The 13,447-nt window shown below is 34.4% G+C and carries 12 protein-coding genes; 6 read left to right on the top strand and 6 right to left on the bottom strand.

The genetic code is table 11. From position 1 onward, the window contains the following. The first annotated feature begins 18 nt into the window (after window positions 1-18). Window positions 19-951, top strand: coding sequence for a DUF4249 domain-containing protein (locus BXY64_RS03980; RefSeq protein WP_120238640.1), 933 nt, complete (start codon window positions 19-21; stop codon window positions 949-951). A gap of 47 nt (window positions 952-998) precedes the next feature. On the opposite strand, the gene BXY64_RS03975 is transcribed toward BXY64_RS03980, so the two are convergent. Together BXY64_RS03975 and BXY64_RS03970 are read right to left on the bottom strand one after the other, a co-directional pair. Continuing rightward, on the bottom strand, window positions 999-1,712 hold the full coding sequence (locus BXY64_RS03975; protein ID WP_120238639.1) for a carboxypeptidase-like regulatory domain-containing protein: 714 nt from the start codon (window positions 1,710-1,712) through the stop codon (window positions 999-1,001). 34 nt (window positions 1,713-1,746) lie between these two features. Continuing rightward, on the bottom strand, window positions 1,747-2,319 hold the full coding sequence (locus BXY64_RS03970; protein ID WP_120238638.1) for a nitroreductase family protein: 573 nt from the start codon (window positions 2,317-2,319) through the stop codon (window positions 1,747-1,749). Between the two features lie 170 nt (window positions 2,320-2,489). On the opposite strand from BXY64_RS03970, the gene BXY64_RS03965 reads away from it, so the two are divergent. After that, window positions 2,490-3,581 (top strand): adenylate/guanylate cyclase domain-containing protein, encoded by a 1,092-nt coding sequence (locus BXY64_RS03965; protein ID WP_120238637.1) that lies wholly within the window; start codon window positions 2,490-2,492, stop codon window positions 3,579-3,581. A 40-nt stretch (window positions 3,582-3,621) separates the two neighbouring features. Then, window positions 3,622-4,503 (top strand): DUF6268 family outer membrane beta-barrel protein, encoded by an 882-nt coding sequence (locus tag BXY64_RS03960; RefSeq protein ID WP_120238636.1) that lies wholly within the window; start codon window positions 3,622-3,624, stop codon window positions 4,501-4,503. 31 nt (window positions 4,504-4,534) lie between these two features. Here the strand turns inward: BXY64_RS03960 and BXY64_RS03955 are convergent, their stop codons facing one another. Together BXY64_RS03955 and BXY64_RS03950 are read right to left on the bottom strand one after the other, a co-directional pair. Next, window positions 4,535-5,116 carry a superoxide dismutase gene (locus BXY64_RS03955; RefSeq protein ID WP_120238635.1) on the bottom strand — a complete coding sequence of 194 codons (582 nt, stop codon included), beginning with the start codon at window positions 5,114-5,116 and terminating at the stop codon, window positions 4,535-4,537. 126 nt (window positions 5,117-5,242) lie between these two features. Next, complete coding sequence (locus BXY64_RS03950; RefSeq protein WP_120238634.1) at window positions 5,243-5,845, bottom strand: superoxide dismutase; 603 nt, start codon at window positions 5,843-5,845, stop codon at window positions 5,243-5,245. Between the two features lie 183 nt (window positions 5,846-6,028). Between BXY64_RS03950 and BXY64_RS03945 the strand changes: the two genes are divergently transcribed. Next, complete coding sequence (locus tag BXY64_RS03945) at window positions 6,029-7,333, top strand: MATE family efflux transporter (protein ID WP_120238633.1); 1,305 nt, start codon at window positions 6,029-6,031, stop codon at window positions 7,331-7,333. Here BXY64_RS03945 and BXY64_RS03940 read toward each other — a convergent pair. Next, window positions 7,326-8,015 (bottom strand): hypothetical protein, encoded by a 690-nt coding sequence (locus BXY64_RS03940; protein ID WP_120238632.1) that lies wholly within the window; start codon window positions 8,013-8,015, stop codon window positions 7,326-7,328. The genes BXY64_RS03945 and BXY64_RS03940 overlap by 8 nt on opposite strands. A gap of 108 nt (window positions 8,016-8,123) precedes the next feature. On the opposite strand from BXY64_RS03940, the gene folE reads away from it, so the two are divergent. Together folE and fabD are read left to right on the top strand one after the other, a co-directional pair. Then, complete coding sequence (gene folE / locus BXY64_RS03935) at window positions 8,124-8,750, top strand: GTP cyclohydrolase I FolE (protein ID WP_120238631.1); 627 nt, start codon at window positions 8,124-8,126, stop codon at window positions 8,748-8,750. A 171-nt stretch (window positions 8,751-8,921) separates the two neighbouring features. Next, entirely contained in the window at window positions 8,922-9,812 is an 891-nt protein-coding gene (gene fabD, locus BXY64_RS03930) for an ACP S-malonyltransferase (RefSeq protein WP_120238630.1), read from the top strand. Between the two features lie 82 nt (window positions 9,813-9,894). Here the strand turns inward: fabD and BXY64_RS03925 are convergent, their stop codons facing one another. After that, the gene (locus BXY64_RS03925; protein ID WP_120238629.1) at window positions 9,895-12,870 is read right to left on the bottom strand and encodes a PEP/pyruvate-binding domain-containing protein; all 2,976 of its coding nucleotides are present in this window, start codon (window positions 12,868-12,870) and stop codon (window positions 9,895-9,897) included. Window positions 12,871-13,447 lie beyond the last annotated feature (577 nt).

The raw sequence follows: 13,447 nt of genomic DNA, 5'->3' as shown, positions 1-13,447 counted from the left end.
TTATTACAATTGATTGCAATGAATAAGAACTATATATATATCGTATTACTTTGCTTACCATGGTTTTATGCATGCGAAAAGCAAATAACCGTTGATGTACCGACCACAAGTCCCAAGTTAGTTGTTGATGGTTGGTTTAGTGCAGAACCTGGCGAAAATGGTCAGGAGAGAACGCATATGGTACGCTTAACCATGTCTCTGCCATATTTCTCATCAGATAAGTTTCCCGTGGTGGACAAGGCAATTGTTGAGCTTAAGGATGATAAAGGAAATACCTACAATTTGAAATTTGATATTCCAATGGAATGGGATGCCAATCAAAATAAAGAAGTGCCCAATCCTCAGAAAGGAAGATATATTTTAAAGAAAAATCTTGAGGTAGGGATATCCTATAAGCTGTGCATTGCACTGGAGGATGAAACCAAATATGAATCCGAACCTCAAATGGTGATCCCATACAACCAAACTCCAAGAATATTTTCTGAGTATAAGGAAGCGGATGATGTAAGCTATGATGACGATGGATATTACATTGGCTTTGAGCCAAAATTTGAAAAGGACCAAGACTATTATTTTCTGTGGCAACTTTACAGGCAAGATCAAACAGGAGACGAAGATTTAACTTATTCCTATGCCTACTCAGGTTACCTGTTTGGCAGTAACGCTTATACATCCGTAGATGAATCGCAAACCTATTTTGATGAAGCAACTCATTTGGGAGAATCGTACTTTATCAAGCAATATGTGGTGTCAAAAGAAATTTACGATTACATGAGACTAGCTGAGGAGCAGAGAGACAATGAAGGAACACAATTTTCACCACCACCAGCTCCTCTACGTTCCAATATTAAACGCATTGGAGGAAGTAATTTAGATGACGACGCGTTGGGATTGTTTGTTGTTTCTTCTGTGCAGAAAACAGAAATTATTACAATCAAGGAATCTAATTAACGAGAATTCGACAGATAAAAAAAGCGGTGAAAATTTCACCGCTTTTTTTATTTCTTTTCTTTAATTCCGTATCGATACATTTGCTTTAAGGTATTTATTTCCTTATCTGTAACCAAATTATCAGGAATTTTCATGTTCTTCTTGCGTTTTAATCGTTGTACTTCGGGTAAGGTTCGAAGTGTACTCACACCCGCAACCATATCTTGAGGAACCATAGCTTTATGCTCATTTTCTATTACATGCTGCTTTATCAACAAATCGGTATTTGCTTTGGCATCCATTTTATCCGGTCGCTTGGTTAAAGCCTCGTAGGTAGCCGAATTCACATTGTTCTTTGCACGAACATACTCTGGAGTATTTACCTTGGCATTAATAAAGGCTTCCCTAAAATTACCAAATCGAGGTAATATTAACACCTCTTGCAGCGAAACGGTATCTTTTGCCATAAATACACCAAAAAGATATGAATCTTGTTTTAGACTATCGCTTACTATAACTTGAACATTTTGATATCCAACGTAAGAGTATTGAATGGTATCGCCAGCATTTACCCAAAATGAGAAACGTCCAAAAGAGTTTGCTGTACCAGCTTTTTTATTATTTACCCTATAGTGCGCATAAGGCAATGGTGATAATTCTTCCTGATCCATAACCGCACCTGTAAAAAACAATGAATCTGTCCTTATCTTCTGTGCATTTAGCTTCTCTGTTGCAAGAACAACACAAAAAAGAGCAATACAACCTATCACATATTTTCTCATTTTACCAGCTTTTATTAACTCCGTAGAGTTATCATTACAATTCTTCCAATATTATTTCGTCGATACTACGTTTTGGTACATGATGAACTCCTTTTTCATCTCTCCAATACTTAATATCTCCATCTTTCATTTCTTCAATAACTACCTCTTCTTTCGGTTTTCCCAAGGCAACTACCTGAATAATCGAAAATCCTTCTTCAATTTTTAGCAGTTCACTAAGTTCTTTCTTCTTAAAAGCATGAATAATACAACCTCCGTAACCACTTTCAACTGCTCCTAGTAACAAATTTTGGACCGCAATTCCATCGTCACTAAAATAATTCTTCCCAAGACCTTCATCATTAATCATCACAACATAAGCCGTTGGTCTCTCTCCTTTTTCAGGTCCAGCCCAATCCTGCAAATAACCCGCCCAAGCAAGCTGTTGAAACACATTATCACGCATCTTATCAGATAATACAATCTTATATTTTATGGTTTGTGCATTCCTTCCCGATGCTCCTAATCTTGCCAAATCAATCCATTCTTTAATTTGATCTGAAGATATTTTTTCATCTTCAAAGAATCTTCTGTAACTTCTGTTTTTGGCAACTAAATCTTTTAACATTGCTTAATTTATTATTTTAAAATTTATGTGCTTTATTTGTATTACCAAACAAATTACCCCACTACTTCATAAATTAATTGATTTTTCTCTTTTCATCAAAGAAATAAGTAAATCTATTTAAATTTTATTTTTTGTAATATTAAATTACAACTTGGCAAAATTCAATAAGTATGCTGAAATTCAATAAAAACTCTCGTAAAGTTATCATAGACTTCTTTATTATTATTGCGATATGGATAAGCGCTGTATTTATTTGGGATATTCTTACCAGCTTTAATCCAAAGATTGAAGGAGAGATTCCTAAGCATATTTCAGTTGCTGAAATTAATAAGCTAAATTTAGTTTTAGCAGGCTTATTTTTAGGAAGTATATTCGGCATTTTAAATGTTTTTATCAAAAACAAACAAGAACGCCTTCGAAAAAAATCATATGGGCGGATTATTTTCTTTTACAGTATCATTCATATTATCTTAACTATAGTAACAATATTCTTAGTTGGTATTGCATCTCAATTAATTTTAAAAGGTGAAATATCGAGAGAAACACTTCAGGAAATAAGAATGTTTGTAAAATCAAGTGATTTTTTCAGAATCGTAACTTTTACATATTTGGTAAGTGCTACTATTATCCTATTTCAGATTATCAATCAAAAATTTGGTCCAGGTGTTCTTCTTGATTTATTGCTTGGCAAATACCGTCAACCCAAAGAGGTCAAAATGGTATTCTTATTTATGGATTTAAAATCATCTACAACCTATGCCGAAAAATTGGGACATGTAAAATATAGTCAACTCATTCAAGATTGCTTCAGCGATTTAACGCTTGCGGTTAATGAGTTTGATGCAAATATATACCAGTATATTGGAGATGAAGTTGTACTTATATGGCCTTATAATGATGGAATTAAAAATGCAAAGTGCATCAAAATATTTTTCAGATTTAAGGAATATCTTCAAAAAAGGTCCGATCATTACATGAATTCTTACGGCTTTCTACCTCAATTTAAAGCAGGTGTAAATGGCGGAACACTAATGGCCGCTGAAGTAGGTGTAATAAAACGTTCCATCGCCTACCATGGTGATGTAATTAATACTGCATCAAGAATTCAAGGACTATGTAATTCATTCAACGAAGAATTTTTGGCATCAAAATTGATAGTTACGGATCTGGCTTTCTACAACTCCTTCAATTATTCCTTTATTGATAACATTGAATTAAAGGGAAAAAAGGAAAAAGTAGATATCTATGCCATCAAACAATAGTATCAAATATTTGTTTATTAAGTAATTTATAAAACATAGCATGAAGAGAATTTTATTAATAACAGCAATAATGGTGGGTATAATGCTCCCCTCGCAAGCCCAAATGCTACAAGAAAAATTTGGAGCTGATTATGTATTCATTGGCAAAGGTAATTCAGATAATGGAAATGATATTTCTTTTGAGAAATATGACTTTAGATTTAGCATTCATAAAAAGCTAAAAACTCCAGGAAGAAGAATCTTTCATACCTTTAACTATTCAGGTGTCAATATCGATTATGGATCTACTCCTTTACTAGAAACTGATTTAAAAAATTTTCACACCATTTCTTATACATTTGGTTATGCACGCCCATTAAAAAACGGTTGGTACCTTACAGCTTTTATCAAGCCTAATATTTCTTCTAATTTTGAATCCTCGGTCGGTTTCGATGAACTAAATTTATTTGGAATGGCTTTGTTTAGCAAACCTATCAATCAAAAAAAGAACATGATACTAAATTTAGGAGCAATTTATTCGAATACCATTGGTGTACCTGCTCCTATTCCTATTGTTAGTTTAAATTGGAAACCAAATGAAAAATGGAATATAAATTTCGGTTTCCCAATGCTTGATGTAAATTATATAGCTAGTGATAAAACTACAATAGGAGCAAATCTATTTATTGCTGGAGAAAATTTCACATTAACAGATAAACTTGTCTATAATAATGAAACGAGCCCAATTGATAATGTTAGTATTATGAATGTTGGAGGAGGTTTATTGCTGAAGCAAAAATTATCAAAAAAAATAAGTCTAAATATCAATTCAGGTTATACACTATATCGAAACTTCGAATTTAAAGATGGAAGTGATAAAATCGCGGATTTTGATTTAGATAACAATTTGTTTATAAAAGCAGGTATCTCAGTAAGCATTTAAAAAAAGGGTGATTGAAATCACCCTTTTTTATTTATTCTTCGAATCGTTTTTCAACCAGTTCCCAATTAATGATATTCCAGAAGTTTTCGATGTACTTTGGACGTGCATTCTGAGTATCTAAATAATAGGCATGTTCCCATACATCCATAGTAAGAATAGGCTTAAAACCATCACGCAACGGATTACCTGCATTCTTGGTCTTCATAATGGCCAATTTGCCAGCAGTATCAACTACCAACCAAACCCATCCTGAACCAAACAATGTAGCTCCGGCTTTCGAGAATTCAGCCTTAAAATTATCGAATGAACCAAAAGAGACTTCAATGGCTTCTTTTAACTTTCCATTTGGTTCAACACTACCATTTGGCTTGAATGCTTCAAAATAAAAAGTATGATTGTAAACCTGTGCTCCATTATTAAAGATTCCTCCTTCAGAATGTTTCACAATATCTTCCATACTTGCATCTTCAAAAGCAGTTCCTTTAATTAAATTATTCAGGTTTGTAATGTAAGCCTGATGGTGCTTTCCGTAATGGAATTCAAGTGTATTTTTACTTATATACGGCTCTAATTCGCCTAATTCATACGATAAAGTAGGTAGTTTGTGTTCCATTTTTTATTGTTTTTTGATTTCCCCTTCAATTTCACAATAAAAAATTACAAATTCAATAAAAAAACACAAAAAGGCCGATTCCTTTATAAAGAACCGGCCCCAAAATCAAAAAAACAATAAACAAAACTAATCCTGAAAGCGTTTAACCACTTCCTCCCAATTGATTACTTCCCAGAAAACTGAGATGTAATCAGGTCTTCTATTTTGAAACTTTAAGTAATATGCATGCTCCCAGACGTCCAATCCTAAAATTGGAGTTCCTTTAACATCTGCAACATCCATTAAAGGATTATCCTGATTTGCCGTTGATGTAACTACTAACTTGCCATCATCTTGTTTTACTAACCAAGCCCAGCCAGAACCAAACCTTGTTGCCGCTGCTTTCGAAAATTCTTCTTTAAAAGCATCAAACGATCCAAAATCTTTTTCAATTGCTGTAAGTAAATCACCAGCAGGTTTTCCTCCTCCATTAGGCGACATTACTTTCCAGAACAAATCATGATTGTAAAATCCTCCCCCATTATTTCTAACAGCAACAGAGTGCTGTGAAATATCCGCAAGAATATCTTCAATACTTTTGCCTTCTAAATCGGTTCCTGCTATTGCAGCGTTTAAATTATTTGTATATCCTGCATGATGCTTCGAATGGTGTATTTCCATTGTTCTGGCATCAATATGCGGTTCTAACGCATCGTATGAATAAGCTAATTTTGGTAACTCAAATGCCATATATTTTGTATTTTACTTATGGTTGATATAGGTTTATTTGTCACTAGAAACAAATCTAATTTTTACTCAGATTAATTCCAAATTATTTTAAGACTTTTTTGTCTTTTATTTTAAAGGTCAAATGTTTTTTCCTTTAGCACAAGATTTTTAACTACTTTCGTGCAGCAAATAAAAAGCTGAATCGTGAACAAGAAAATCCTGAATATCGCAGTACCCAACATAGTTAGTAACATCACCATTCCTTTGTTAGGACTTGTTGATTTAGCTTTAATGGGGCATTTGGGAAAAGTAGATTTTATTGGAGCAATTGCATTAGGTGGTACAATATTCAACTTTTTATACTGGGGTTTTGCTTTTTTACGAATGGGAACTACGGGAATTACTGCTCAAGCTTATGGAGCAAGAAACTTAAGCGAATCTATTCTGTCTTTATCCCGTGCTCTTACTGTTGCTTTAGCTGGGAGTATTCTTATTTTAATACTTCAAAAACCAATAGCTATGCTTAGCTTTTGGTTAATCGAGAGTGAAGAGTCAGTTGAAACCATTGCGAAATCCTATTTCTATATAAGAGTTTGGGCCGCTCCGGCTACCATTGGTCTTTATGCATTAAACGGATGGTTCATAGGAATGCAAAATGCCAAAACTCCAATGTTAATAGCAATTGCAGGGAATGTTATTAATATTTCGCTATCGGCATTTTTTGTATATGGATTAATGCTTGATGCAAAAGGTGTAGCCTTAGGTACCTTAATTGCTCAATATTGCAGCTTGTTTATCGCTTTATTCTTTATCCTGAGAAACTATAAACGCTTGTTCAAGTATTGGAGTGCCAAAGGAATGATGAAGGTGAATGAATTGAAGCACTTTTTTTTAGTCAACAAGGATATTTTCATTAGAACTCTCTGCATTATATTTGTTTTCACATTTTTCACAACCGAATCAGCAAGTGTAAACAAAGAGATCCTTGCAGTTAATTCCTTACTACTTCAGTTTCTTTTTATCTTCTCCTATTTTATGGATGGCTTTGCTTTCGCTGCAGAGGCTTTAGTAGGTAAATTTATTGGTGCAAACAACTCAAAAAATTTATCTCAGCTTATTCGATTACTATTTATTTGGGGAATTGTAATCAGTATTTTATTCACAGGTGTATACGGATTATTTGGTATTGATATCTTATCAATATTAACCGATGCTGAATCGACTCTTGCAATTGCCAGAGATTATTTAAAATGGATTATACTTCTGCCACTCCTTAGTTTTGCTTCATTCCTAATGGATGGAATATTTATTGGTGCCACAGCTTCTAGCTATATGCGCAAGACCATGATGGCAGCAACCATTCTAATTTTTATACCTCTTTATTACTTCTTAAATAGCAGCTTAGAGAACCATGGACTTTGGATCGCAATGTTAGGCTTCATGTTTGCCCGAGGACTTTTTCAGGCCATTTATTACAAAAAAGCGGTGTTGATTCATTTCTCTAAGTAAGCATTACAGATTCATTCAAAACCTGTTCAATTTTTTCAGTAACTACTTTCATCATTTGCTCGTCAGGAGTAATCTTGAATTGAGCATTCTCAATATTTTCTAGCACATAAAACATCTGAATTAATTTCACATTTTCCTTTTGGCAGATATAAAGCAAATTTGCTCCTTCCCTGCTGATTACATCGGGATAATTCTTGATATAGGCATTAGCTATGGAGTTAAGATTTGTTGGAATTGCATTGCAAGTAATTCCACTCACTTTTCTAAAATCAGAAAACACTTCTGGAATCAGCGTATCGTTTTCTAATATTTCATTTTTAAATGGAACTTCGTTTTTATTTCGTAGCTGTAAATCAAAAACAGAAGCAAAATTACTTTCCTCACCAATTCCAATATCTCCAAAATAATCATCAATAATACATACCAATTGATTTTTTTCAACCTGATCTTTTAAAGCATAGCACTGTCCAAATTGCAAGACTAAATCATACTTGTATTTACCTATGGCTTTCGCATACTCATAGGCCGACATACTGCCTCCATATCCCGAGATTAGTATATCCAGTGATTGGTTTTGATACTTAAAACGAGCATAATTCTGACCCAGATTTTCCTCTAATTCAAGTTGTGAAATAAAATCTTTGAGCACATCAAATGTCTCTGTAATGATTAAAATATGCATAAATGCAAGAACTTAGCTAAAACAAAGCACCTAAAAGTTTGTTTATTAGGTGAAATTATTACTTATTTTGCAGAGCAATACAACGACTTATTAAAAACACTGTGACGAATGGAATTTTCAATTAACGGACAAGAAGATAAAGGATTCACAAAAATAGAAAAATACAATCAGGAAACTACAGAAGAACTGATGTATCACTATAAAAAAGTTTTAGAATTACTTGGTGAGGATGCAGAACGTGAAGGTTTGGAGAAAACTCCTTTGCGTGTTGCCAAAGCTATGCAGTTCTTAACACAAGGATATCACATTAAACCAGAAGATATTTTACGATCGGCAATGTTTAAGGAAGACTATAAACAAATGGTGATTGTAAAAGACATTGAGGTTTATTCGATGTGTGAACACCACATGTTACCTTTTGTAGGAAGAGCTCATGTAGCCTACATTCCAAATGGATATATTACCGGGCTTAGCAAAATAGCTCGTGTAGTAGATGCATTTGCTCGCCGATTGCAAGTGCAAGAACGCTTAACTACTCAAATTAAAGACTGTATTAATGATACGCTTAGTCCTTTAGGCGTTGCTGTAGTGATTGAAGCACAGCACATGTGCATGTCGATGCGTGGTGTTCAAAAACAAAATTCAATTACAACTACTTCCGATTTTACGGGAGCATTTGAAAACCTTGCAACTCGCGAGGAGTTTATTCGATTAATTTCGGCAAAAACTATCTAAAATTTATCAATCTTACCGGTTTGAAGTATATTAATCCGTTCGCAATAAAATTCTAAAATTGCAGATTGCGAACGGATTAAATATATTTGTGCCCGGAATATTTCAAAACTTACCATGATTTTTATTCTATATGTATGGATATAGAATAATCATTACAAATTGAAAAAAAGTATGAAAGCATATGTATTTCCAGGGCAAGGAGCCCAATTTGTTGGTATGGGTAAAGACCTATACGAAAATTCGGAACTTGCTAAGGAACTTTTCGAAAAAGCAAACGAAATTCTAGGTTTCCGCATTACTAATTTAATGTTTGAAGGAACTGACGAAGATCTAAGACAAACTAAAGTTACTCAGCCTGCAATTTTCTTGCATTCAGTAATTTTAGCTAAAACACTTGGTGAAGATTTCAAACCAGAAATGGTTGCTGGTCACTCATTGGGTGAATTCTCAGCATTGGTTGCTAACGGAACTTTATCTTTCGAAGATGGTTTAAAATTGGTTTCTCAGCGTGCAATGGCTATGCAAAAAGCTTGTGAAATGGAACCTTCAACAATGGCAGCAATCATCGGTTTAGATGATGAAACTGTTGAAAAAGTTTGTGCAGAAATCGAAGAGGTAGTTGTTCCTGCAAACTTCAACTGTCCAGGTCAGCTGGTTATTTCTGGTAGCATGAAAGGTATCGAAATTGCTTGTGAAAAGTTAAAAGAAGCTGGTGCTAAAAGAGCTTTACCTTTGAAAGTTGGTGGTGCATTCCACTCTCCATTAATGGAACCTGCTCGTGTTGAGTTAGAAGAAGCTATCGAAAACACAAACTTCTCTACTCCAGCTTGTCCTGTATATCAAAACGTAAATGCAAAGCCTGTTACTGATCCATCTGAAATCAAGAAAAATCTTGTTGCTCAGTTAACTGCTCCTGTACGTTTTACTCAAACCATGGTAAATATGATTGCTGATGGAGCATCTTCATTTACCGAAGTTGGTCCTGGTAAAGTAATTCAAGGATTGGTAAAGAAAGTTGATCGTAAAATGGAAACTGCTGGTATCGATTCATACCAAGCTTAATTCATTAAAATAATATTGAAAAGGCTGATCAAATGATCAGCCTTTTTTGTACCTGAAAAAGGAGGCCTAAAGCCTCCTTTTATTATTTATAGCTAATTACACTAGTTTGTTTCTTTCCGTCCATTAAAATCTCCAATGGTTCTTTAAATCGAACATGTTTAAAGTAATGAATATGCTCAATTTTCTCCTGCTTGTCCAGCATTTCCATGTTCACAAAGTTGAGTTCCGAATTGTTCTTTATTGAGAAATAACCCACATTCATCGATGTTACATTGTGGAAGAAATGAGAACCCAATGAAGCATCCAATGGGAAATCTTCCAAGCCTTGCTCTACAATTACTTTGGCATTCGAAATCTGAGACCAAAGTACAGGAATTCCGGTAAACTTATCGCGGGTTCCCCAACGTCCCGGACCAAACAATACATACTGACGATCTTGCTCTTTCATTTTTTGGTTTAAAAGCTCCATTTCCTCAGCCATTTCTTCGGTCTTGGTTCTGTCAAACTTGCTTAAATCCATATAGATTACATCGCGGATATGGTTCACTTTTCCGTTACCCATACCTTTATTGGCAAGCATAACAAGTTTATTGCGATCCACCTTCGACATATCAATCTCAACACTCATTTCCTGACGAATCAAAGGTTTAATTTGTAGCAAATGGAAAGTTGGATTGCCATCCTTACCTTTCGATAAATCAACAGCATACTCTATTTCAACAGGTGCTCCCATGGCTTGTTTGAAGATATTCAACAATACGCTTAGGGCATGTGCAACTGGTACCTGGTTGTATTTTAAAATATTTGCAAAATCAACCACTCTTGGTCCACGTAAATTCAAATCCGGTTCTAACCTGTCATTCTGGAAATCATAAACCGAAGCACAGTGCAATAAATTGCCATCTTTCTCTGCTTCTGCAAGCTCATATTTTATAGTTACTGCATCTTCACCATCGTTAATCAAATCAATATTCTCCTTTTGCATATCAATCGCATAGAAGTATTTCTGAGAATCTTTAATCTGATCTTCGATTGAAGCCAACTGCAACTTAGGATGTTCAGGACAGAATCGGTGAGTTTTTTCACCACCTACAACATACTTTCCTAATCCGATTGCCATTACAGAAAAACCATCTTCTGGTTTCATGTATGAGAATGGATAGTAGTTGTACGATTGAGCAACCCCACTAATATTCGGATAGAATTTGCCATTGTATTCCTGACCAACAACTTCCTGAATGATAACAGCCATTTTCTCCTCTTCAATCTTGTAATCAACCGCGCTGAAATATGATTGAGCTTCAGGTGTAAAAATAGAGGCGTAGATTAACTTGATAGCCGTAACCAACTGTTGGTATCTCACTTCGATATCCGGATCGTTATTTGGTAACAAATAAGTTGCATAAACTCCTGCAAAAGGCTGCATTAGCGAATCCTCAAATAATCCTGAAGATCTAACAGCAATTGGTTTATTGATCTCTTCGAGATATTGGCGAAGTTTATTTCCCAATTTATCAGGAATATCTCCTTTAAGGAATAATTCTTTTACTTTCTTATAGTTCTTATCAAGGTATATCTTGTCGTAAAGATTATTTTTCTCGATAAAATTATCATACTCATCAACCCCAACAATAGCCGTTTTAGGAATAGATACATTGATATCTTTAATCAATTTCTTGAAGTAGATATTCTCAATAAAATTACTTAGGAATGCAAGACCACGACCTTTTCCTCCTAAGGAACCTCTACCCATACGAACAATATAATGATTGGAATTTACAATATTCGGCTTAAATCGAATAATTCTACCTCTTAACTGCTTAATTCTTGAAGCTTCGAATACATCCAAACAAAATTTCCTTAGATCCTTTACGGATTTAAAATCTTCAATCTGATATCTTCTTAGCTTTTTAGCTACGTTAATCTCTCCACGAGCCATCAGCCAGGTTGAAATTCCATTTCGTTTAGAGTGGAAAAGCAATGATTCATCAGGAACAAATCTTAACTTCTCTTCAAACTCTTCCATCGATTTTGCCACTGCAACACGTGTTCCACTTTGGTTACGGAAAACAAAATCACCAAATCCCAATTTGGTGTAAATGAAATTATAAATATCCAATGCCAAAGTATCGCTGTTTTTGTTTATAAAATCAGCATCAACCTGCATTGCTCTAATTGCATTATCGGTATCATGCGATTGCATCAAACATGGTATTCTCATGTTTTTTGCCTGCACGTATTTTATCAAATCAACACCCGAATCATCATCCAATTTGCCATCACGTGCAAATCGAACATCGGAGATTACACAAAGTAAGTTTTCAAGATATTTATCTACAACATCAACTGCATCCTCGAATGTACTTACCAAAATCACTTTCGGTCGAGCACGCATCTTTAAAATCTTATGCAACTCATCAATATCACCTTCATCAGATATCACCTTTTGTGTTTGTGTCATCACCGAGGTGTAGAGTAAAGGAAGATATCTGGAATAATATTTCACCGAATCTTCTGCCAAAAGAATTACACGTACATCACCACTCTTGGTATCCGTTTCAAGATTCATTTTATCCTCAATATACTTGGTCATTGCCATAAATATCTTGGTTGAACCATTCCAAACAAATACTCGGTCGATATTGTTTTTGATTTTGTCTGCAGCGCGATCGAAATAAGCCAAATCGCTATTGTTATTCACCAAAACCAAAACAGGAATTTCAGGATCAACCTTTTTAATTTCCTGGCTTAACTCTAATGGTGATTCCTTGTCCAAACCAGCCATTAAAATCACCATATCGTAATGACGATTCTCAAGTGCTTCCAGTGCTTCTTCGTTTGTAGCAACACTCGTAAAACGTGGCGCTGCATACAAATTCAACTGTAAATATTCACCAACAATTTTATCTGAGAATTGTCCTTCACGAACAATTGTATATGCGTCGTAATAAGTTGCAATCAACAGAATCTCCTTCACTTTGTAAGGCATCAATTCCTGAAAAATATCACGGTCGTTCTTCTTTCGCTTATAAATTTTCGAAATCGAAATTTCTTCCATATTCTTTAGCTAATTTATTTAGTGTTGTTGTTTCTCTATTCTATTACAAAGTTACTAATCTTAATGGTCTGTTGGACAACTTCAATATCAGTAATTTTTCAAACTACAATGGTAATTAATTTTACAAATATATGCGTTTAATTGGCTGTATAAAATACTAATATTTTATGGTTTTCTGTAAAGTGAGATTTGACTATATCGTCATCAATTCTGTAAAAACTAAAATATACGCATAGACTAGAGAAAATCTCGATAAACCGGATAGCTATAAATCTGTTTTTAACAAATAAGAAGTAAGGTATCTCGTGCCAAAATATAGCCTGACTGGTTAATACTTAAAGAAAGTTTCCAAAAAGCCAGAGAATGAACTCCAAGACAAGCTAGGCACTTTCCAAACTGTTTGGAACTATATTCCGGACATGGATCGGAGTTCAATTCCCTCTAAAATACTAATGCGAATCAATAAAATTGCTTTAAAGATCACCTAAATGATCATGCGAATCACATCTAAGCACATGCAGATCACTTTTCATTACATGCGGATCACCTTTTTAACTGTGAAGATCACCATTATGGC

This window comes from Marinifilum flexuosum, assembly GCF_003610555.1.
In the GTDB taxonomy this organism is placed as follows: domain Bacteria; phylum Bacteroidota; class Bacteroidia; order Bacteroidales; family Marinifilaceae; genus Marinifilum; species Marinifilum flexuosum.
Note: the sequence above shows the minus strand (reverse complement) of the source record. Positions and strands in the feature narration are given on the sequence as shown.

Coding starts and splice junctions, on each gene's coding strand:
- BXY64_RS03980 (WP_120238640.1), top strand. CDS start 19: ATGAATAAGAACTATATATATATCGTATTACTTTGCTTACCATGGTTT.
- BXY64_RS03975 (WP_120238639.1), bottom strand. CDS start 1,712: ATGAGAAAATATGTGATAGGTTGTATTGCTCTTTTTTGTGTTGTTCTT.
- BXY64_RS03970 (WP_120238638.1), bottom strand. CDS start 2,319: ATGTTAAAAGATTTAGTTGCCAAAAACAGAAGTTACAGAAGATTCTTT.
- BXY64_RS03965 (WP_120238637.1), top strand. CDS start 2,490: ATGCTGAAATTCAATAAAAACTCTCGTAAAGTTATCATAGACTTCTTT.
- BXY64_RS03960 (WP_120238636.1), top strand. CDS start 3,622: ATGAAGAGAATTTTATTAATAACAGCAATAATGGTGGGTATAATGCTC.
- BXY64_RS03955 (WP_120238635.1), bottom strand. CDS start 5,116: ATGGAACACAAACTACCTACTTTATCGTATGAATTAGGCGAATTAGAG.
- BXY64_RS03950 (WP_120238634.1), bottom strand. CDS start 5,845: ATGGCATTTGAGTTACCAAAATTAGCTTATTCATACGATGCGTTAGAA.
- BXY64_RS03940 (WP_120238632.1), bottom strand. CDS start 8,015: ATGCATATTTTAATCATTACAGAGACATTTGATGTGCTCAAAGATTTT.
- folE (WP_120238631.1), top strand. CDS start 8,124: ATGGAATTTTCAATTAACGGACAAGAAGATAAAGGATTCACAAAAATA.
- fabD (WP_120238630.1), top strand. CDS start 8,922: ATGAAAGCATATGTATTTCCAGGGCAAGGAGCCCAATTTGTTGGTATG.
- BXY64_RS03925 (WP_120238629.1), bottom strand. CDS start 12,870: ATGGAAGAAATTTCGATTTCGAAAATTTATAAGCGAAAGAAGAACGAC.